15 protein-coding genes are annotated in these 20844 nt (G+C 70.5%); 14 read left to right on the forward strand and 1 reads right to left on the reverse strand.

Annotated elements, in window-relative coordinates; all coding sequences use genetic code 11:
• Window positions 1-81: 81 nt before the first annotated feature.
• From ACBJ32_RS31535 to ACBJ32_RS31600, 14 genes are read left to right on the forward strand one after another with little or no spacing between them, the layout of a single operon-like run.
• Window positions 82-2427: an Ig-like domain-containing protein gene (locus ACBJ32_RS31535; protein ID WP_375129806.1), complete on the forward strand. Its 2346-nt coding sequence runs from the start codon at window positions 82-84 to the stop codon at window positions 2425-2427.
• Window positions 2428-2447: 20 nt separating this feature from the next.
• Window positions 2448-4433 carry an ABC transporter substrate-binding protein gene (locus ACBJ32_RS31540; RefSeq protein WP_375129807.1) on the forward strand — a complete coding sequence of 662 codons (1986 nt, stop codon included), beginning with the start codon at window positions 2448-2450 and terminating at the stop codon, window positions 4431-4433.
• Window positions 4434-4442: 9 nt separating this feature from the next.
• Window positions 4443-5441 carry an ABC transporter permease gene (locus ACBJ32_RS31545; protein WP_357871488.1) on the forward strand — a complete coding sequence of 333 codons (999 nt, stop codon included), beginning with the start codon at window positions 4443-4445 and terminating at the stop codon, window positions 5439-5441.
• 6 nt (window positions 5442-5447) lie between these two features.
• Window positions 5448-6632, forward strand: a complete 1185-nt coding sequence (locus tag ACBJ32_RS31550; protein WP_375129808.1) for an ABC transporter permease — start codon at window positions 5448-5450, stop codon at window positions 6630-6632.
• A gap of 6 nt (window positions 6633-6638) precedes the next feature.
• On the forward strand, window positions 6639-7634 hold the full coding sequence (locus tag ACBJ32_RS31555; RefSeq protein ID WP_375129809.1) for an ABC transporter ATP-binding protein: 996 nt from the start codon (window positions 6639-6641) through the stop codon (window positions 7632-7634).
• Window positions 7631-8680, forward strand: a complete 1050-nt coding sequence (locus tag ACBJ32_RS31560; RefSeq protein WP_375129810.1) for an ABC transporter ATP-binding protein — start codon at window positions 7631-7633, stop codon at window positions 8678-8680. The genes ACBJ32_RS31555 and ACBJ32_RS31560 overlap by 4 nt, the downstream gene beginning before the upstream one ends.
• A complete protein-coding gene (locus ACBJ32_RS31565; protein ID WP_375129811.1) occupies window positions 8677-9723 on the forward strand; it encodes an exo-alpha-sialidase in 1047 nt (348 codons plus the stop codon). The genes ACBJ32_RS31560 and ACBJ32_RS31565 overlap by 4 nt, the downstream gene beginning before the upstream one ends.
• Window positions 9720-10901: an exo-alpha-sialidase gene (locus ACBJ32_RS31570; protein ID WP_375129812.1), complete on the forward strand. Its 1182-nt coding sequence runs from the start codon at window positions 9720-9722 to the stop codon at window positions 10899-10901. The genes ACBJ32_RS31565 and ACBJ32_RS31570 overlap by 4 nt, the downstream gene beginning before the upstream one ends.
• Window positions 10901-12328, forward strand: coding sequence for an ABC transporter substrate-binding protein (locus ACBJ32_RS31575; RefSeq protein WP_375129813.1), 1428 nt, complete (start codon window positions 10901-10903; stop codon window positions 12326-12328). Before ACBJ32_RS31570 ends, ACBJ32_RS31575 begins: the two co-directional genes overlap by 1 nt.
• Before the next feature lie 14 nt (window positions 12329-12342).
• Window positions 12343-13725 carry a DUF5060 domain-containing protein gene (locus ACBJ32_RS31580; RefSeq protein WP_375129814.1) on the forward strand — a complete coding sequence of 461 codons (1383 nt, stop codon included), beginning with the start codon at window positions 12343-12345 and terminating at the stop codon, window positions 13723-13725.
• Window positions 13722-14723 carry a DUF5605 domain-containing protein gene (locus ACBJ32_RS31585; protein ID WP_375129815.1) on the forward strand — a complete coding sequence of 334 codons (1002 nt, stop codon included), beginning with the start codon at window positions 13722-13724 and terminating at the stop codon, window positions 14721-14723. Before ACBJ32_RS31580 ends, ACBJ32_RS31585 begins: the two co-directional genes overlap by 4 nt.
• The gene (locus ACBJ32_RS31590) at window positions 14720-16750 is read left to right on the forward strand and encodes a hypothetical protein (protein WP_375129816.1); all 2031 of its coding nucleotides are present in this window, start codon (window positions 14720-14722) and stop codon (window positions 16748-16750) included. The genes ACBJ32_RS31585 and ACBJ32_RS31590 overlap by 4 nt, the downstream gene beginning before the upstream one ends.
• The gene (locus ACBJ32_RS31595) at window positions 16747-18051 is read left to right on the forward strand and encodes a glycoside hydrolase family 28 protein (protein WP_375129817.1); all 1305 of its coding nucleotides are present in this window, start codon (window positions 16747-16749) and stop codon (window positions 18049-18051) included. The genes ACBJ32_RS31590 and ACBJ32_RS31595 overlap by 4 nt, the downstream gene beginning before the upstream one ends.
• Before the next feature lie 44 nt (window positions 18052-18095).
• Window positions 18096-18947, forward strand: coding sequence for an ATP-binding protein (locus ACBJ32_RS31600; RefSeq protein ID WP_375129818.1), 852 nt, complete (start codon window positions 18096-18098; stop codon window positions 18945-18947).
• Here the strand turns inward: ACBJ32_RS31600 and ACBJ32_RS31605 are convergent.
• Window positions 18874-20796, reverse strand: a complete 1923-nt coding sequence (locus ACBJ32_RS31605; RefSeq protein WP_375129819.1) for a glycoside hydrolase family 127 protein — start codon at window positions 20794-20796, stop codon at window positions 18874-18876. The two genes, ACBJ32_RS31600 and ACBJ32_RS31605, sit on opposite strands and share 74 nt — an antisense overlap.
• Between the last annotated feature and the right edge of the window lie 48 nt (window positions 20797-20844).

The following is a 20844-nucleotide window of genomic DNA, read 5'->3' on the forward strand; positions in this document are numbered from 1 at the left end:
CACCTATCGACAGCGTGGTCCGGAGTGTGCCGATCCACGGCACAGCCCTGCCTGTTTCCGGGGCGGAAAGAGAGCGTTTCGATGACCGAGGCCCCTGGCTTCGATCCCCAGCAATCAGAATTCAGCCGCCGCGCTTTCGTGCGCTCGGCGGCGCTGGCCACCCCCGCCGTGGCGCTGGCCGGACAGGCCGGCACGGCCGCCGCCGCCTCGGCGCCCACGCCGTCCCCGTCGCCTGCTCCGAGCACCCGGGCGAGCGCGGCGGCGCCGAAGATCCCGGCCTTCCCCGGCGCCGAGGGCGCGGGCAAGTACACGACCGGCGGCCGGGGCGGCGCCGTGTACGAGGTGACCACCCTGGCCGACGACGGCCCCGGCTCGCTGCGCGAGGCGGTCGCCAAGTCCGACGGCACGATCGTCTTCCGGGTCGCCGGCACCATCAAGATCAAGGGCGGGCTCGACATCACCGGGTCCAACCTCACGATCGCCGGCCAGACCGCCCCGGGTCACGGCGTCACCGTCGCCGGCAACGAGACGGCGATCAAGGGCGACAACATCATCCTGCGCCACCTGCGCTTCCGCGGCGGTGACGAGATGGGCACCCCGATCGACACGTTCGCCGCCCGCGGCGTGAAGGATCTGATCATCGACCACTGCTCCTTCTCCTGGGGCGTGGACGAGTGCTTCTCCGTCTACGGCAACACCAACGTGACCGTGCAGTGGTGCATCATCTCCGAGGGCCTGACCAACTCGGTGCACGACAAGGGCCGGCACGGCATGGGCGGCCTGTGGGGCGGCGACACGGTCACCTACCACCACAACCTGCTGATCCACCAGAACGCGCGCAATCCGCGCTTCAGCTTCGAAGAGGGCATGGCCCTGGTGGTGGACCACCGCAACAACGTGATCTACAACCACGGCATCACCTCCTGCTACGGCGGCGAGTGGTCCAACGGCATCAACCTGGTCGGCAACTACTACAAGCCGGGCCCCAACACGCTGCCGAAGACCGCCAGGGAGATCGTCGCCCCCGGCCGGTTCGGCCAGTGGCACGTCAGCGGCAACGAGATCGAGGGCCACGCCGACGTCACGGCCGACAACGCGCTCGGCATCACCTACCCGGTCGGCGGCATCACGCTGCTGCCCAAGCCGGTGGAGTTCGAGAACGGCATCACCGAGCAGGGCGCGCAGCAGGCGTACGCGGCCGTCCTGGAGCAGGCGGGGGCCATCCTGCCGCGCCGGGACGCCATCGACGCCCGGCTGGTCGGCGAGGCGCGCACCGGCACGGGCCGGCACATCAACTCCCAGAAGGACGTGGGCGGCTTCCTGCCCTTACCCACCGAGGTGCCCGCGCCGGCCGACACCGACAAGGACGGCATCCCGGACGAGTGGGAGACCGCGCAGGGGCTGGACCCGAACAACGCCGACGACGCCAAGGCGGCCGGCGGTGACGGGTACACGAACCTGGAGCGGTACCTGAACTCGATCCAGCGAGCCGGGGCCCGCAACCCGGAGGTGGCGATCACCTCCCCCCAGATCGACCAGGTGTTCGCGGCCAACAAGGACAAGCAGCCGGTCGCGATCACGGCCGACGCCAAGGCCCTCGACGGGGCGAGCATCGCCAAGGTCGAGTTCTTCCACGGCGACGAGAAGATCGGCGAGTCGACGGCGGCCCCGTACCAGGCGACCTGGAGGGGCGTGACCGACGGCACCTACTTCCTGACGGCCAGGGCCACCGACAGCACGGGCTCGGCCACCACCTCCTCGCTGGTGCCGATCCACGTCAACCGCACCAGGACGCACCCGGGCTGGCAGGTCAAGGACATCGGCGAGGTGCCGATCCCCGGCAACACGGCGCTCAAGGACGGCGTGTTCACGATCAAGGGGTCCGGCAAGATCGCCGGCTGGAAGGACGCCTTCCACTTCGCCTACAAGGCGGTCGGGTTCAGCAAGCGCGGCGAGGTCCTGGAGATCACCGCCCGGCTGGACGGCGTGAGCAAGAATCACGTCGACGCCGTGGCCGGCATCATGGTGCGGCAGGACCTGGAGCCCAACTCGCCGTTCATGATGGCCGGCATCGGATACTCGGCCAGCAACGAGGACGGCTCCCGCAAGCGCGCCAAGGCGATCAGGGTCGCCTCCCACGGCACGGCGCCGAGCGTCGGCGTGTACCCGCCGGCCGGCGAGGACCCGCTGGACGACAAGCCGTACTGGCTGCGCCTGGTCTGCCGGAGCCTGCCGACGGGCGGGGACACCGAGTTCGAGGCCTTCCTCTCGGAGAACTCGCTCAACTGGGAGCGCATCGGCTACGAGCGCATCGTCATGCGGACCGGCCGGTTCTACATCGGCCTGGCCGTGGACGGCAACCAGGAGGCGAACGGCGTCCACGTCTACACCACGGCGACCTTCAGCCAGGTCAAGGTCAATCGTTAGACCTCCAGAACGGAGCACCCATGACAGAGCACGCGTTGACGAGGAGGAGCCTGCTCCGCGGCGGGGGACTGCTCGCGCTCGCCACGGCGAGCGGCTGCAGCTTCTTCGACACCAGCCCGGACACGGGCGCCGCCGGCGCGGCGCAGGCCGCCGACATGTCCGCCAAGGAGGCGCCGGCGCTGGCGGAGCTGGTCAAGGCCGGCAAGCTGCCGCCGCTGGAGCAGCGCCTGCCGAAGAACCCGCTGACCGTCACCCCGCTGCAGGAGCCCGGCAGGTACGGCGGCACGTGGAACTCGGCCCTGGTCGGCGAGGACGACTGGGACTGGCTGATCTTCACGCTCTACGAGCCCCTCGTCCGGCTCAAGCCCGGCACCAACGGGCAGAAGGGCCCGGACGACATCATCCCCAACGTCGCCGAGTTCGAGGTCAAGGACGGCGGCCGGGAATACGTCTTCCGCCTGCGCGAGGGCCTGAAGTGGTCCGACGGGCAGCCCTGCACGGCCGACGACATGCTGTTCGCCTTCGAGGACGTGGCCACCTACCACGACCTGCACACGACCGGCATCTACGACCTCTACCTGGAGAACGGCAGCACCACCGAGCGGGTCAAGGTCGAGAAGGTGGACGAGCGGACCGTCCGCTACGTCTACAAGGAGCCGAAGGCGGGCCTGCTGTTCCAGATCGCGGTGGCCACGTTCGAGCGGGGCGGGGCGAGCGGGTTCCTGCTGCCCAAGCACTACCTCAAGCAGTTCCACAAGAAGTACAACCCGGACGCCGACAAGCTCGCCAAGGAGCAGCAGCTGGAGGACTGGACCCAGCTGTTCATGCAGAAGAACGACGTCCCGCACAACGCCGACATCCCCACGCTGCACGCGTGGAAGATCAGCAACGCGATCGGCAAGGGAACGGCGGTGGTGGCCGAGCGGAACCCGTACTACTGGAAGGTCGACCAGCAGGGGCGCCAGCTCCCCTACATCGACCGGTTCAGGTCGGAGATCCTCGGCGACGTCGAGGTGGAGCTGCTGAAGATCATGAACGGCGAGCTCCACATGCAGCTGCGCAACTTCAACACGCCGGAGAACAAGCCGCTGGTCGCGCAGAACGCCACCAAGGGCAAGTACCGGCTGTTCGACGTGCAGAGCCGGCTGAGCAACACGATGATCATCCAGTTCAACCAGACCATCTCCGACGAGAACCTGCGCGAGCTGTTCAGGAAGAAGGACTTCCGGGTCGGGCTGTCGTACGCGATCAACCGGAAGCAGATCATCGACGGCGTGTACGCGGGCCAGGGCGAGCCCTGGCAGGGCGCGCCCTCCAAGGCCAACGCCCTCTACGACGCGGACTTCGCCAAGCAGTACACGGAGTACGACGTCGCCAGGGCCAACGAGTTCCTGGACAAGGCCGGGCTGACCGAGAAGGACGCCGACGGCAAGCGGCTCGGCCCCGACGGCAAGCCGCTGATGATCACGGTCATGGCGGACACGGAGTTCCCCCACCACGTCCAGGCGCTGGAGTTCGTCAAGAAGGACTGGGAGGCGGTCGGGGTCGGGCTGCGGGTCGATCCGGTGGCGTCCACGCTGTACGACGAGCGCACGATGGGCAACAACCCGCAGGCGTCCGCGTACACGTGCAGCGACTTCGACGTGATCACCGGCACCGGCGGCGACCACTACTACGTGCCGAGCAACTCCGGCAGCGCCCGCTACGCCATCCGCTGGGCCCAGTGGTACGGCAGCAAGGGCAAGAGCGGCGACGAGCCGCCGGAGGAGGTGCGCAAGCAGCTGGAGGCGTTCACCACCATGCGCACCGAGCCCGACTTCACCAAGGCGCTGGAGCACGCCAAGGAGGTCGTGCGCATCTCCAAGGAGCAGTTCTACTCGATCGGGATCAGCTCGTACCCGAACGAGTACGGCATCGTCTCCAACAGCTTCAAGAACGTGCCCGAGTCCATGGCCGCCGCCCCGGTGAACCCCGGGCCGACCATGCCCGAGCAGTACTCCCTCTGAGGGGCCGACGTGCTGGGTTACTTCGGCCGCCGCCTCCTCTACGTGGTGGTGACGCTCTGGGCGATCTCGATCGTCACGTTCGTCATCATCAACCTGCCGCCGGGCGACTACGTCTCGACCCTGGTCGCGAACGCGGATTCGGGCGGCGAGGGCATCACACCCGCGGAGGCCGCCAACCTCAGGCAGCGCTACGGCCTCGATGACCCAATCTTCGTCCAGTACTGGCGGTGGATCTCCGCCATCGTGCTGCACGGCGACTTCGGTCAATCGTTTGCCTGGAACCAGCCGGTCGCCACGCTGATCGGCGAGCGGGTCGTCCTGTCGGCGGTGCTGTCGATCGCCTCGCTGCTCCTGGTCTGGGCGATCGCGTTCCCGATCGGGATCTACAGCGCGGTCAAGCAGTACTCCTGGGGCGACTACGGCTTCTCCTTCCTCGGCTTCATCGGGATGGCGGTCCCCGAGTTCATGCTGGCGCTGGTCCTCATGTACGTCGGGTTCCGCTACTTCGGGCAGAGCGTGGGCGGGCTGTTCTCACCGGAGTTCCAGGACGCGGCCTGGAACCTGGGCAAGGTCCTCGACCTGTTCGGCCATCTCTGGGTGCCGATCGCGGTCATCGCGGTCTCCGGGACGGCCGGCATGATCCGGGTGACCAGGGCGAACCTGCTCGACGAGCTCTACCGGCCCTACGTGCACACGGCCAGGGCCAAGGGGCTGCCGGAGTGGAAGCTGCTGCTGAGGTACCCGGTGCGGATGTCGCTCAGCCCGTTCTTCAGCACGGTGGGCTGGCTGCTGCCGGGGCTGATCGGCGGGGAGACCATCGTCTCGGTCGTCATGAGCCTGCCGACCGGCGGCCCGCTGCTGCTCAGCGGGGTCATGAACCAGGACATGTACCTGGTCGGCAGCTTCATCATGATCCTCAGCCTGCTCACCGTGGTCGGCACCGTGATGAGCGACCTGGCGCTGGCGTGGTGGGACCCGCGAATTCGCAAACGGTACAAGAGAGAGTAGCGCCGCATGTTTCTCAGGCGACCCACGACGAAGGAAGCAGGGACGCTGCCGCAGTGGCGGCTGATGTGGCGGCAGTTCCGGCGGCACCGGCTCGCGATGGCCGGCGCGGCGATCCTGATCCCGGTGTACTTCGTGGCGATCTTCGCGGAGTTCTTCGCGCCGATGTCCAGCTCGACCGCGAACACGTCCATGACGTACGCGCCGCCGCAGGTGCTGCACTTCTCCGGCGAGCACGGCCTGCACGTGTACGGCTACACGACCGAGCGCGACCCGGACACCTTCGAGCAGCGCTACACCGAGGATCCGGCCAAGGTGATCGAGGTCGGGCTGTTCGTGCACGGCGACGAGTACAAGCTGCTCGGCCTGATCCCGTCCGACATCCACCTGATCGGCCCCGTGCAGCAGGGCGAGCCGTTCTTCCTGCTGGGCTCGGACCAGAACGGGCGGGACCTGCTGTCCAGGCTGATCCACGGCGCCAGGGTGTCGTTGTCGATCGGCCTGGTCGGGGTGGCGGCCAGCTTCCTGCTCGGCATGCTCATCGGCGGCATCTCCGGATACTTCGGCGGCGCCGTCGACAACGTCGTGCAGCGGGTCATCGAGTTCCTGATGGCGATCCCGACGCTGCCCCTGTGGATGGCGCTGTCGGCCGCGCTCCCCACCGACTGGGGGCCGCTGACCCGATATTTCGCCATCACGGTGCTGCTGTCGCTGATCGGGTGGACCGGGCTGGCCCGGGACGTGCGCGGGCGGTTCCTGTCGCTGCGCGAGGAGGACTTCGTCACGGCCGCCCGGCTGGACGGCGTGGGCCGGCTGTCGATCATCTTCCGGCACATGATCCCGTCCTTCGCCAGCCACATCATCGCCTCGCTGTCACTGGCCATCCCGGCCATGATCCTCGGCGAGACCAGCCTGAGCTTCCTCGGCCTGGGCCTGCAGGCCCCCGCCGTGAGCTGGGGCGTGCTGCTGGAGGGCGCGCAGAACGTGCGCGTCGTGGCGAACGCGCCGTGGCTGCTGGCGCCGGGCGTCGCGGTGGTGGTCGTGGTGGTCGCCATGAACTTCTTCGGGGACGGCTTGAGAGACGCCGCCGATCCGTACGGAGCGGCGAGCCGAGCCCGGAGAAGGAAGCCCTTCTGGCGTGACCGCGCAGGGCGTCAAGCGAGCGCGACCATCAACACGGAAACAGGAAGGTGAGCAGGCGTGCCCGCAGACGACGTGCTGCTTGAGATCGAGGACCTGCGCACGCACTTCCTCATGGACGACGGCGTGGTGTGCGCCGTGGACGGCGTGAACCTGAAGGTGCGCAGGGGCGAGACGCTGGCCATCGTCGGCGAGTCCGGCTGCGGCAAGAGCGTCATGGCCCGCTCGATCCTGCGCCTGGTGGACCCGCCGGGGCAGATCGAGGGCGGCAAGATCACCCTGCACCGCGAGAGCGGCCCCGTCGAGCTGGTCGGCGCCGATACGAAGCTGCTGCGGCAGATCAGGTGGAACGACATCGCGATGGTCTTCCAGGAGCCGATGGCCTCGCTCAGCCTCGTGCACACCATCGGCAGCCAGATCGTCGAGGCGGTGCGGCTGCACGAGAACGTCGGCAAGGCCGAGGCCCGCAGGCGCGCGATCGAGATGCTCGACCGGGTCGGCATCCCCATGCCGCAGCGGCGGGTGGACGCCTACCCGTTCGAGCTGAGCGGCGGCATGCGGCAGCGGGCCATGATCGCGATGGCGCTGGCGTGCAACCCCAGCCTGCTGATCGCCGACGAGCCGACGACCGCGCTGGACGTCACCACCCAGGCGCAGATCCTGGAGCTGCTGCGGGACCTGCAGGGCGAGTTCGGCATGGCCATCATGCTGATCACGCACGACCTCGGGGTGGCGGCGCAGGTCGCCGACAGCATGGCCGTCATGTACCTGGGGCGGGTGGTCGAGTACGGCTCCGCCGAGCAGGTGCTGGCCGCGCCCCGCCACCCCTACGCTCAGGCGCTGCTGCGCTCGATGCCCCGGCTGGGGCGGGCCAGGCAGCGGCGGCTGACGGCGATCAAAGGCATGGTGCCGCCCCCGTACGCGCGGCCGGACGGGTGCTTCTTCCACCCGCGCTGCGACCACGTGGTGGCCGGGCGGTGCGACGCGGTCGAGCCGCGCCTGCTGCCCGTGGGCGACCGCGAGGTGTCCTGCCTGCTCTACGAGGAGGACGAGTGAGCAAGGAACCCCTGCTCAGGATCGAAGGCCTGACCAAGCACTTCCCCATCCGCAGCGGCCTGCTCGGCCGGCAGGTCGGCACGGTGAAGGCGGTCGACGAGGTCGATCTGGACATCGCGGCGGGCACCACGCTCGGCCTGGTCGGGGAGTCCGGCTGCGGCAAGACCACGCTGGGCCGGTGCATCGTGCGGGCGCACGACCCGACCGGCGGGCGCATGCTCTACCGGCGGCCCGACGGCTCGGTGATCGACGTGGCGGGGCTGAAGGAGAAGGAGCTCAAGCCGTACCGGGCCGAGGTGCGGATGATCTTCCAGGACCCGCACTCGTCGCTCAACCCGCGCAAGACCCTGCGCGAGATCATCGGCGAGCCGATGCGGGTGCATCAGGTCGGCACCAAGGAGGAGATCGACGCCCGGGTCGGCGAGCTGCTCGAACGCGTCGGCCTGCGCCCCGAGTACGCCAACCGCTACCCCCACGCGTTCAGCGGCGGTCAGCGGCAGCGGGTGGGGATCGCGCGGGCGCTGGCGCTCTCGCCCCGCCTGGTCGTCGCCGACGAGGCGGTCAGCGCGCTGGACGTGTCGGTCCGCGCCCAGATCCTCAACCTGCTCATGGACCTGCAGGAGGAGTCGGACCTCGGCTTCCTGTTCGTCAGCCACGACCTGGGCATCATCGAGCACGTCGCGGACGTGGTCGCGGTCATGTACCTGGGCCGGGTGGTCGAGCAGGGCCCGACCGAGGAGCTGTACGGGCGGCCCCTGCACCCCTACACCGAGGCGCTGCTGTCGGCCGTGCCCGACCCGGATCCCGCGGCCAAGCGGCACCGCGAGCGGATCAAGCTGCTGGGCGACATCGCCGACCCGGCGCACGTGCCGCCCGGGTGCCCGTTCAACCCCCGCTGCGTGTACGCCAGGGACACCTGCCGCACCGAGCGGCCCCCGCTGCGCGAGGTGCGGGGCCGGCGGGTGGCCTGCCACTTCGCCGAGGAGCTGGAGCTGCGCGGCGTCCCCGATCCCGACGTACGAGAGGACCCGGTGGTCAACGTATGACCGACCCCCGTTTCGACGGCATCGTGCGGCCGTCCGCCGTGCTGGCCGGCGCGCGCGAGGCGCTGCTGCCGGCGCCGCACGGCCCCGACAACCACGCGGCCAACCTGCTGCGCACGCGCGGCGGCGAGCTGCTGTGCGCCTGGTTCAGCGGCCCCCAGGAAGGCGATCCCGGCACGAACGTGGTGGTCTCGCGCCTGACCGGCGACCGCTGGCAGGAGCCGCTGCTCGTGGCGGCCGACCCGCTGCGCAGCGAGCAGAACCCGGTCCTGTTCGAGGACGGCGGCGGGCTGGTGTGGCTGCTGCACACCTCCATGGAGCCGCACGACCAGACCACCGCGCACGTGGTGGCCCGCACCTCGGCCGACGCCGGCCGCACGTGGAGCGAGCCGCGCGTGCTGCTGTCCGAGCCGGGAATCTTCGTGCGGCACCCGCCGATCGTCCTGGACGACGGCGCGTGGGTGCTGCCCGCCTACCACTGCACCGCCGGCGGCGACCACAGCGTGGCCGAGGTCAGCGCTGACGGCGGGCGCACGTGGACCGAGCACCAGGTTCCCGGGAGCGCGGACCTGGTCCAGATGACGATCGCCCGGCGGCCCGACGGGCGGCTGCTGGCGATGTTCCGCGACCGGCGGGCGGGGCGGATCTACGCCTCCACCTCCTCCGACGGCCGCACCTGGTCCGCTCCGACGCGGACCGAACTGCCGAACAACGACTCCTCCGTCCAGCTCACGAGGCTCGGCGACGGACGGCTCGCGCTCGTCTACAACGACGCGAGCCTGGAGCGCGACCAGTTCAGGTGGGTGACCAAGAACGGGGAACGGCGCAAGAAGGCGCTGCGCACCCCCCTGGTCGTCGCCGTCTCCGAGGACGGCGGCGCGAACTGGCCGCACCGGCGCGTACTGCAGGATTCCGACTCCGAATATTGGCAGAGCGAGCTCGGCTATTCCTATCCGAGCGTCACCGACGGCCGGGAAGGGCGGCTGGACGTCGCCTTCTCCTATTTGCGGAAGACCATCAAGTATCTGGAGATCGACGCTTCATGAAAATTCGGCAGAGCCTTTTATACGGCACCCTGGCGGTGGCCGTCGGCGTGCCCTCGTACGTGTCAGGCGCGCACGGCGACGGCGACGTGCAGGTGGCGCCGACCGGCGCGTACGCCTGCCGCCAGGACGTGGCGGCCCCCGACCCGAACGTCCCCAAGGTCCACGCGGCGGCCGTCACGCAGGCCCCGACGGGTGACATGCTGACGGTCTACTACGGCGGCACGTCGGAGGGCGCCGCCAACCAGGCGCTCTACCTGTCGCGGCTGGCGACCGGCAAGAAGACCTGGTCCAAGCCGGAGGTCGTGGTCGACGAGCCGGGCAAGGCCGACGGCAACCCCGTGCTGTGGTCGGACGGCAAGCGGGTCTACCTGTTCTACGTCGTCATCGAGGGGCACGGCTGGGAGCAGGCCTCCATCCGGCTCAAGACCTCCGACGACGGCGGCCACACCTGGAGCGAGCCCACCGTCATCCGCTCCGAGTGGGGCTGGATGGTCGGCACCAACCCGATCCGCATGTCCAACGGCGAGGTGCTGCTGCCCATCTACGACGAGGCCAACTCCAGCTCCGGCTTCTACGTCTTCAGCCAGGACCTGAGCACGTGGAAGGCGTACCCGGAGGACACCGGGGCCTGGATCCGCACGCCGGAGGGCTCGATCCAGCCGACCGTGGTGGAGGTGGAGCCGGGGCGGCTGGCCGCGTACATGCGGACCGGCGACAAGGCGATCTACAAGAGCGAGTCGACCGACTTCGGCCGCACGTGGAGCGCTCCCGCGGCCGAGCCGATCGGCAACCCGAACTCCCGCGTCGCCGCGCTGAAGCTGGACAGCGGCAAGCTCGTGCTGGCCTACAACCCGTGGGTCGAGCACCGCTCCCCCATGCGCCTGTCGCTCTCGCCGGACAAGGGGCGCACGTGGGAGCACTCGGTGGACGTGGAGGCCCAGTCGGGCCCGCAGTTCACCTACCCGGTGCTCACCCAGAGCGCCGACGGCTTCATCCACCTGGTCTATTCCTACAACCGCAACAACATCCGGCACGTGGTCTTCAACGAGGAATACCTGCGCAACGCGGTGGGCCTGCTCTCGAACTGGCCCGAGCACACGATCACCGAGTTCAAGAACGGCGTCCGGCGCGATGTCGTGCGCCAGTGCAGCTATTCCCCCGTCAAGGAGAGTGAATGATGAGCAAGGTTCGTGGGATCGCGCTGCTGGCGCTCGCTCTGTCCGTCACCGCCGTGCCCGCCAACGCCTCGGCGGCCGCCTGCAAGGACGTGGGGAACAAGTACAACCTGCCGTTCCAGGTCTGCGACGACGAGCTGTTCATCTTCGCCGCCAACTACAAGCCGTTCGAGGCGACCGTCGACGAGTCCCGGCAGGGCACCCGGGTCTTCGACGAGATCATCGGCAACAAGCTGCGGGCGGCGTTCCCCGACATCAAGATCAAGTACGCGACGTGGGACCTCCCCGTGCGGTACGAGGACCTCAAGAAGGCGGGCGTCACCCCCGACATCATCATCGAGGACCCCAAGTCCCGCATCGACCGCGACCTGGAGCCGATGGGCTGGGTCGGCGACCTCACCGCCGACCTCCAGAAGGCCGGCATCGACCTGAACACGCTGAACAAGGCCGCCGTGGAGCTGACCAGGTCGCGCTCCGACGGCGGGATCTACGGCGTGCCGCTGTTCATCGACGAGCACGTGCTGCTCTACAACAAGAAGATCTTCGACAAGTTCGGGGTGCAGCATCCCAAGCCCGGCATGACGTACGACGAGGCGTACAAGCTGGCCAAGAAGCTGACCAGGGACGACGGCCTGGACCACTACAAGGGCTACATGCAGCACCCCGACCAGTACCTCGAGTTCAACCAGGCCGGCCTCTACCCGTTCCAGCCGACGGCGGGCGAGGAGCCGAAGCCCGAGGAGGTCAAGGTCAGCATCACCGGTGACGGCTGGAAGCAGTACGTGGAGAACCTGTACCGCTTCCTGACGATCCCGCGCAACGAGTTCACCACCGTCACGGACTTCTTCAAGGGCGACATGAGCCAGCCGGGCCACCTGGCCATGGCCGTCGAGACGGTGTCGCGGCTGAACATGTACGCCGGCAACGAGCTGTTCATCGAGGACGGCGACGAGGAGTCGTTCAAGGAGCAGGCCAAGAGCGTCGACATCGGGGTCACCGCGATCCCGGTGCTCAAGCGCGGCTCCACGACCATCTACCAGCCGAACACGCGGGCAGCGTTCGTCCCGCCGTCCGCAGCGCACAAGGATCAGGCGCTGCGGATCGTGAAGTGGCTGGTGTCGGAGGAGGCCCAGACGGAGATCTCCAAGCAGGGCATCAAGGCCGTGCTGCAGACCGAAGGCGTCGTGTCGAACTTCGGCAAGGGCGTCCCCGCGCTGGCGAACCTCGACACCTCGGCCGTCTACTGGGGCGAGAACGCCGCGGTGTCGAACTACCAGAACACCGAGTTCTGGGACCTGCCGCTGTGGTCGGTCTTCCGCCAGCACGTGCTGCGTGACGGCATGACGCCCGAGCAGTCGCTGGCCGTCTCCGAGCAGCAGGACATCCCCAACTACATCAAGGCGCAGGCCGCCGCAGGGAAGGATTGGTAACACTGTCCCCCACCGTGGAACGCTGGGGCGTCCACGAGATCGAGCTGGCCGGGCCGTCCGACGGCAACCCCTTCGCTGACGTTCGTCTGTCGGCCCGGTTCCAGTTCCGCAATCGCATCGTCGAGGCCGACGGCTTCTACGACGGCGACGGCGTCTACCGCGTCCGGTTCATGCCGGACGCGGTGGGTCCGTGGAGCTACACCACCGTGAGCAACGTGACCGAGCTGGACGGCCACGCGGGCGCCTTCGAGGTGTCGCCCGCGTCCGAGGGCAACCACGGCCCCGTGCGCGCGTCCGGCACCGCGTTCGAGTACGCCGACGGCACGCCGTACCTGCCGTTCGGCACCACCGCCTACCACTGGACGCACGACATGGACGAGGAGCGCGAGCGGCAGACGCTGCGCACGCTCGCCGCCTCGCCCTTCAACAAGCTGCGCATGTGCGTGCTGCCGACCGGCGCGATGACGCCGCCGCAGGTGCCGTTCGCCGGGAAGGACCCGGACGGGCTGGACAAGACCCGGTTCAACCCGATCTTCTTCCGCCACCTGGAGTCCCGCGTCCGGGACCTGCTCGACCTCGGCATCGAGGCCGACATCATCCTCTTCCACCCCTACGACTTCGGCCGGCGCGGCATCGAGGACATGGGCAAGCAGGCCGACCACGCCTTCCTGCGGCACGTCATCGCCCGCCTGGCCGCCTACCGCAACGTGTGGTGGTCGGCCGCCAACGAGTACGACTTCAACACGGCCAAGACCGTCGAGGACTGGGACGACATCCTGCGCACGATCGCCCGGCTGGACCCGTACGAGCACCTGCGCTCGATCCACAACGGGACCCGCATGTACGAGGTCGCGACCCTGTACGACTTCACCAAGCCCTGGGTGACGCACCAGAGCATCCAGCACTGGGACGTCACCCCCACCGACGAGTGGCTGCGCGCCTGCCCCAAGCCGGTGGTGCTCGACGAGATCTGCTACGAGGGGAACATCGGCAGGCGCTGGGGCAACGTCACCGGCGAGGAGCTGGTGGACCGCTTCTGGGAGGGCATGGCGCGCGGCGGTTACGTGGGCCACGGCGAGTCGCTGTCCGGCTTCCAGGAGCGGGCCTGGATCGGCAACGGCGGCGGCCTGTACGGGCAGAGCCCCGCCAGGATCGCCTTCCTGCGGCAGGTCATGCAGGCGCGCCACGAGGGCGTGCTGCTGCGGTACCTGGGGCGGCGGCAGGCGGCCTCCGTCACGGTGGACCTGCCCGACGACGGCTGCGCCTACGAGGTCGAGCTGATCGACGCCTGGAACATGACGATCACCCCGGTGGACGGCGCGTACCGGAAGCAGGCGCGGGTGGCGCTGCCGCGCCGACCGTACCTGGCGCTGCGGATGACGAGGGTTGCACCATGATCATCGATGGGATGGCGACGACCGCGCTCGCCTGGCACCTGCAGGGCGCCAACCGGCGCGCGCGGACGCTCGCCACGCTGCAGGCCTCCCCCTTCGACCGGGTGCGGATGGCGGCGCTGGCCGGCCGGTGCACGCTCGACTCGCTGGAGGAGCGGGTGGCGGAGCTGGCCGGGATCGGGGTGACCGCCGAGCTGGTGCTGCTGCACCCCGACGACGGCATCGCCGACGTGGCGGCCGCGACGCGCTACCTGGAGGAGGTGGTCCCCCGCCTGGCGGCGCACCCGAACGTGTGGTGGTCGCTGTCGGCCGACCCCGCGCGCCTGCCCGGCATCTCCGAGCACGACTGGGTGCGGCTGGCGGACCTGGTGGCCGAGGAGGATCCCGGCCACCATCCGCTGTCCATCACCGTCCCGGCCGATTCGCCGCTGCTGTGGCGGCGCGGCTTCACGCACGGCAGCGTGACCGCGCGCAGCCCGCGCGACGCGTGGGTCCAGACGCGCGACCACCACAAGCCGGTCGTCATGGACATGTGCGGCTACGAGGGCGACGCGCCCGATCCGTGGCTGAGCCTGACCCCGCAGGAGGTCGTGACCCAGGCCTGGGACGGGGCGGTGCGGCGGCGGTGCGTCACGCACGGGGAGTCGTACCTGGACGAGGACGGGCTGACCTGGTCGCAGAGCGGCGGGACGCTCGTCGGCGAGGCGGTGCCGCGGCTGCGGCTGCTGCGCCAGGTGCTCGTCGCGATCCCCGAGCAGGCGCGGTACCGGGACAGGGACGCGCCGATGCTGGAGCTGCCCGGGGAGTTCTACCTGGAGTTCTGCGGCGAGCATCGGTTCCCGCAGCGCGAGTACGACGTGCCGGAGGGGCGCTACGAGGTCGAGGTGATCGACACGTGGGAGATGACGGTGACGCCGCACGGGGTCCAGGAGGGCCCGGCGGTGAAGGTCCCGCTGCCCGGGACGGTCGGGCAGGCCGTCCGGCTGCGGCGGGTGCCATGACGCCGGTACGCGAGTCCACGCCCGCCGGCGTGCTCGCCGCCATCGCCGAGCCCGGCGGGAAGCTCGTCGAGGTGGTGACGGGCCCCGGCGGCCCCGAGATGCGGCTCGGCCGTCGCGACGCGGCCGGCCCGCACCTGCGGGCACCGCTGCGCGGCCTGCTCACCGCCTCGGCGGGCCGCCCGTGGCGCGTCGAACCCGCCGAACCGGGCACCGTGCGCCTCCAGCGGGGGACGGTGGTGGTGACGGCGCGGGCCGGCGGGCTGAGCGCGCGACTGGAGCTGGCCTTCACCCCGGACGGCCTGCTCACCCTCACCACCACCTGGCGCAACGACTCCGGCGCCGCGATCACCGACGTGGCGGCCGGCCTCCTGCTCCCCCTCCCCACCCAGGACGCCCACGTCACCATGCCGGGCGTGCTCTACAACGACAACCCCTCCTCCGACCCGGCGAGGAAGGTGCCCCGCATCCCGTACGTCGCCGAGGAGCACCGCCTCCCCGTCCCCGCCGTGAACGCCGCCTGGGACGGCCGCTACGTCAGCCTGTTCGCCCACCCGGAGGCCACCCGCGGCCACGACGGCAGGGTGACCTACGGCTCGCTCGGCGTCGTCCGGTCCCCCGGGCTGACCGTGGCCGCCCTGACGGGCGTGATCATGTTCGACGGCGAGCCGGACGTCTGTTACGTCAGCAAGGCGGAGGTGGCGGACCGCCCGATCGGCTACCGGGACCTGGCCCCGGGCGAGACGATCACCACCCGCCACACGCTGGACTGGGGCCCGGTGGAGCCGCGCGGGTTCGGCTTCAGGACGCTCGTGCACACCAGGCTCTACCGCGACGAGCCCGCCAGACCGCTCTCGGCGGACGACATCGTCCGGCTGAAGACGGGCGCCATGGACGCGCGCTGGAACGGCGACGGCTACCTCGCCTACGAGGGCACCCGCCACGGCCGCCCCCGCTCGTACCTGTACGGCTGGACCGGCCAGTGCATGAAGCTGGCCCTGTGCGACGCCCTGCTCGGCATCGAGCGGGGCGAGCCGGAGCGGGTCGAGCGGGCCCGCCGCGCCGCGGACTTCTACGTCGAGGGCAGCGCGACGCCGGTGCGCGGCCTGCGCGCCGCCCGCTACCTGGTCGACGAGGGCAGCTGGGAGATGTTCCGCAAGGACGGCGCGGACTTCGTCTCCAGCCGCGCCCACGGCGAGACGATCACCGACCTGGCGGCGCTGGCCCTGCGGTTCAGGGACGCGGGCCTGGAGGTGCCGCCGGAGTGGGCGGAGGCGGTGGCGGACGCCGCCTCGATCTTCTGGCACACCAGGCTGCCCGAGGGCGTCGTCCCGCTCGGCTGGACCCCGATGGGCACCCCGGTCTCGCCGATGGTGAGCGCGGCGGGCATCCCCTGCGTGCAGGCGATGCTGGGCGCGTACCGGCTGAGCGGGGAGCGGATGTGGCTGCTGCGCGCCGAGGAGGTGCTCGGCCACTACCACCGGCTGCACGCGGCCACGTTCGAGCGGCCGTTCGCGCACGCCACGCTGGACGCCTCGGGCGAGGACAAGGAGGCCGGGATGTACTTCTTCCTGGCCGCCCACGAGCTGTTCCGGCTGACCGGGCGGGAGGCGTACGCGCGGTGGGCGGAGGCGGCGGCCGACTGGCTGCTGACGTTCGTCTACGTGTGGTCGCCGGAGTTCGACGAGGGCAGCACGTTCGAGCGGCGCGGCTTCAAGGCGTGCGGCTGGCCGTCGGTGAGCGTGCAGAACCACCACCTCGACGTGTTCTTCCCCACCTCCGAGCTGATGGAGTTCGGCCGGGCGACCGGCAGGGCCGACTACGCGGAGCAGGCGGACCGGATCCTGCACGCCATGGGCCAGGGCATCTGCACGGAGCCGGGCGACTGGGGCTTCCTGACGCCGGGCGAGCAGGGTGAGGGGTTCTTCCAGACCAACTGGCAGCGCACGGGTGAGGCGAACACCTGGAACCCGTCCTGGGTGATCGCGCTGCCCCTGTATCACGCGCTGCGCATGAGGAAGGTGGCATGAGCTTCGTGACCGAGGAAGAGGCCTGGCGGTACGCCGACGAGCTCCGGGACCGGGTGCGCCCGCCGGAGTTCCCCGACCGCTGGTTCGACGTGACCTCCTACGGCGGCGGGGAGAAGTGGACCGGCGCGTTCCGCGCCGCGATCGCGGCCTGCCACGAGGCGGGCGGCGGCCACGTCCTGGTGCCGCCGGGGACGTACCCCACCGGGGCGATCCACCTGCTCAGCAACGTGGACCTGCACGTGGAGGAGGGCGCGACGATCCTGTTCAGCACCGACCCCGCCGACTACCTCCCGGCCGTCCACACCCGCTTCTCCGCCATCGAGTGCTACAACTACTCCCCCTTCGTCTACGCCTACGGCCAGGAGAACATCGCCATCACCGGGGGCGGCACGCTGGACGGCTCGGCCGGGCCCGAGCACTGGTGGCCGTGGGTGGGCACGCCGGAGTTCGGCTACCGGGAGGGCATGCCGTGGGAGGACGAGGACTGGGCCGAGCTGCAACGCATGGCCGCCGAGGGGGTGCCGGTCGAGCAGCGCGTCTTCGGCGCCGGCCACTACCTGCGGCCGAACCTGATCCAGCCGTACCTGTGCAGGAACGTGCTGGTGGAGGGGGTGCGCATCGTGCGCTCCCCCATGTGGGAGATCCACCCGGTGCGCTGCGAGAACGTGCTGGTCAGGAACGTGTCGATCTACTCGCGCGGGCCCAACAACGACGGCTGCGACCCCGAGTCGTGCAAGTCCGTGGTGATCTCCGGCTGCGTGTTCGACGTGGGCGACGACTGCATCGCCATCAAGGCCGGTCGCGGCCCTGACGGGCGGCGGGTCGGGGTGCCGTGCGAGGACGTGCTGATCGAGGACTGCGAGATGCGCTACCGGTACGGATCCGTCGCGATCGGCACGGACACCACCGGCGGCATCCGCAACGTGTTCGTGCAGCGCTGCCGCTGGGGCGGGGAAGGGCTCTACTTCGGGCTCTACATCAAGACGAACTCGGTGCGCGGCGGCTTCGTGGAGAACGTCTTCGTGCGCGACGTGGAGATCAGCGAGCTGACCAAGGAGGCCGTCTCGATCGATCTCTACCACGGCGACGGGCACAACGGCGACGATCCGCCGCCGATCCGCAACATCCACGTGGCGGGGGTGCGCAGCGACCGTACGCGCAGCGCGTACCTGCTGCGGGGCTATCCGGAGCAGCCGCTGCGGGACGTCACGATCAGGGACAGCTCGTTCGCCCGGGTGTCGCGTGCGGACGTGGCCGCCGACGTCGAGGGCCTGTCGATCACCGGGGTCACGGTCGGCTAGCGGCATTTCAGGCGCCCGGCGGAGGCCAGTGGCAGACTGTGACCATGCGGCCACCCCGAGCGAAGTACTTCAACACCACCGGCCCCTGCGGGCCGCGGCACCACTACATGCTGCCCCCCGCGCAGCGGCTTCCCGAGGCGCGGGTGCTCATCGAGATGGATCGCTACTTCGTGCTGCACGCGCCCCGGCAGACGGGCAAGACGACCACGCTGCGCAGCCTGGCCTCCGAGCTGACCGCTGAGGGCGACATCGCCGCCCTGATGTTCTCCTGCGAGCGCGCCAAGGCGGCCGGCGACGACTACGCGGTCGCGGAGTCCCTTCTGCTGGACTCCCTCCGCGAGGCCGCGGAACGGTCGGGATGGCCGAAGAAGCTGCTGCCGCCGGATTCCTGGCCGGAGGTCACGCCGGGCAGCCGGTTCGGTTCCGCGCTGAGCGCGTGGTGCCGCCGCTGCCCGCGCCGGGTGGTGCTGTTGCTCGACGAGATCGACGCCCTGCAGGGCAACAGCCTGGTCAGCATCCTCAGCCAGCTCCGTGACGGCCACAACGCCCGGCACGAGGGCCATCCGTTTCCCGCGTCCGTGGTGCTGTGCGGGTTGCGCGGCCTGCGCGATTACGAGGTCGCCTCGGGCGGCGAATCCGGCCGGTCCAACTCGGGCAGCCCGTTCAACATCGTCGCCGAGTCGCTGCGCCTGGGCGACTTCACCGCCGATGAGGTCGCCGAGCTGTACGGCCAGCACACGCAGGCGACCGGCCAGGAGTTCGCCAAGGACGCGGTGGACCGTCCTGCGGGTGTGACGGGCCTTCGGAAGGCTTGCGGTCGCGTCAGTGCATCGGCGCCCAGATCGTCATCGGGCCGGTGCCGCGGTTGGCCCAGGTGTAGTACGGCACGAACGTGAGGCCGACCGGGCCCTCGTGCTCCGGCTCCCGTGGCGCGCCCGCGGTGCGGTACGGGAAGCCCGCGTCGTCCGCGCGGTGCACGTGCGCCCTTCCCCGGGCGGTGACCGGCACCACCCCGGTGGGCAGGCCCGTCGTCGGGGTCCCGTCGCGCAGGCCGGGGTCCGTGGCCAGGCACAGGTCGTCCACGATGACGCCGGGGTGGTCGGCCTGCTCCAGGCAGTAGACGAGCGGGCCGCGCTCCACCGCGACCTGGCCGCGGGCCACGTCCAGGCGGGGCACGGCGACGGTCAGGCGGGGCCGGACGGCGAGGTCCAGCGTGACCCGGTCACCGGGCCGCCAGGCGCGCCGGACACGGTGATACCCGCCGGCTTCGACCGGTCGCCCGCCCGCGCCGGACGCGACCGGCCGCCCGTCCGCGCCGGACCGCGTTTCCACACCGGCCCCGTCCGCCCACGCCGGGATGCGCAGCGCGAGCGTCCACGGGCGATCGGGCGTCTCCCGGACCACGAGCTCGACGCGCCCGTCCCACGGGTAGTCGGTCTCCACCTCCAGCAGCACGTCCCCCGTCCGGATCGTGCCGGGGGCGTACAGGTGGACCTGGACCCCCTCGGCGTCCCGGGTGGCGAGGTAGTGGCCGAGCGAGGACAGCAGGCGCATGACGTTGGGCGGGCAGCAGGCGGTGCCGTACCAGTCCTGGCGGCCCCTGGCGGCGGCGCGGCGGTCGTCGGGGTTGGCGCCGGCGCGCACCCGCAGCGCGTTGACGTAGAAGAAGCGGTCGCCGCCGAGGGAGATGCCGGGCAGGACGGCGTTGAAGAGGGTGCGCTCCATCAGGTCGGCGAAGGCGGGCTCGCCGGTGGCCAGGAGCATGCGCCAGGACCACTGCACGCTCCCGACGGCGGCGCAGGTCTCGCAGTAGGCGGTCTCGGGGGCCAGCTCGTGCGGGCCGCCGAACTGCTCGCCGTACCAGACGGAGCCCAGCCCTCCGGTCAGGTACGTCTTGGTCGCCACCATGTCGCGCCACTGCCGGGCGAGCGCGGCGAGCAGGTCGCCGTCGGCTGTCTCGACGGCGACGTCCGTGGCTCCGGCGGCCAGGTACATGGCGCGGACCGCGTGCCCCTCGACCGTGGTGGCCTCACGCAGCGGCACCCGGTCCTGGCGGATGCCGGGGCCGTGGTGGCCCTTGAGCGGCAGGCTCTCCCGGCCCCGGTCCGTGACCATGCGGGCGGCCAGGTCGAGGTAGGGGCGTGCGCCGGTCTCGCGGTAGAGCTCGGCCAGGGCGGTCTCGATCTGCGGGTGCCCGTCGAGCGCGCCGGCGGGCAGGTCCTTGACGAGGTGGTCGGCGAAGCGCGTCGCCACGCGCAGCAGCGTGCCGTCGCCGAGGGCGCGGCTGCCGGCGACGGCTGCCTGCATGAGGTGGCCGGCGCAGTAGAGCTCGTGGCTGGATGCCAGGTCGGAGTAGGGTTCGCGGCCGGTGAGCTGGGTGTGGGTGTGCAGGTAGCCGTCCGGGCGCTGGGCGGCCGCGACCAGCGCGACGGCCTCCTGGTACGACCGCGCGAGCTCGCCGCCGTCGGCCCTGCCGCGCTCCCAGGCCACCGCCTCCAGCCACTTGTAGACGTCGGAGTCGGCGAAGACCTTGCCGCGGTGCTCCCCTCCGGCACCGCGGGCGGCCGCCTCCAGGTTGGCGAACGCGCCGGACTCGCGGATCCGCTCGCCGCCCAGCGGGATCGTCACGTCGCGGTTGACCCGCTGCCACTCGCCCCAGAACCCGCCCTCGATCCGCGCTCCGGAGGCGGGTCGCAGGGTGACTGCCGCTTCCGGGCGCGGCCGCACCACCGAATCATCGCTCATGCGGCCATCGTGCCTCAGTCTTACATATCCAACAAGACATGAATATTT

It is taken from the genome of Nonomuraea sp. GTA35 (assembly GCF_041950525.1).
GTDB lineage: Bacteria > Actinomycetota > Actinomycetes > Streptosporangiales > Streptosporangiaceae > Nonomuraea.

What these genes read in the sequence shown, in the direction of transcription:
- ACBJ32_RS31590 (WP_375129816.1), top strand. Translation starts at nt 14,720, where the DNA reads ATGACGCCGGTACGCGAGTCCACGCCCGCCGGCGTGCTCGCCGCCATC.
- ACBJ32_RS31570 (WP_375129812.1), top strand. Translation starts at nt 9,720, where the DNA reads ATGAAAATTCGGCAGAGCCTTTTATACGGCACCCTGGCGGTGGCCGTC.
- ACBJ32_RS31575 (WP_375129813.1), top strand. Translation starts at nt 10,901, where the DNA reads ATGAGCAAGGTTCGTGGGATCGCGCTGCTGGCGCTCGCTCTGTCCGTC.
- ACBJ32_RS31550 (WP_375129808.1), top strand. Translation starts at nt 5,448, where the DNA reads ATGTTTCTCAGGCGACCCACGACGAAGGAAGCAGGGACGCTGCCGCAG.
- ACBJ32_RS31565 (WP_375129811.1), top strand. Translation starts at nt 8,677, where the DNA reads ATGACCGACCCCCGTTTCGACGGCATCGTGCGGCCGTCCGCCGTGCTG.
- ACBJ32_RS31540 (WP_375129807.1), top strand. Translation starts at nt 2,448, where the DNA reads ATGACAGAGCACGCGTTGACGAGGAGGAGCCTGCTCCGCGGCGGGGGA.
- ACBJ32_RS31535 (WP_375129806.1), top strand. Translation starts at nt 82, where the DNA reads ATGACCGAGGCCCCTGGCTTCGATCCCCAGCAATCAGAATTCAGCCGC.
- ACBJ32_RS31605 (WP_375129819.1), bottom strand. Translation starts at nt 20,796, where the DNA reads ATGAGCGATGATTCGGTGGTGCGGCCGCGCCCGGAAGCGGCAGTCACC.
- ACBJ32_RS31600 (WP_375129818.1), top strand. Translation starts at nt 18,096, where the DNA reads ATGCGGCCACCCCGAGCGAAGTACTTCAACACCACCGGCCCCTGCGGG.
- ACBJ32_RS31585 (WP_375129815.1), top strand. Translation starts at nt 13,722, where the DNA reads ATGATCATCGATGGGATGGCGACGACCGCGCTCGCCTGGCACCTGCAG.
- ACBJ32_RS31595 (WP_375129817.1), top strand. Translation starts at nt 16,747, where the DNA reads ATGAGCTTCGTGACCGAGGAAGAGGCCTGGCGGTACGCCGACGAGCTC.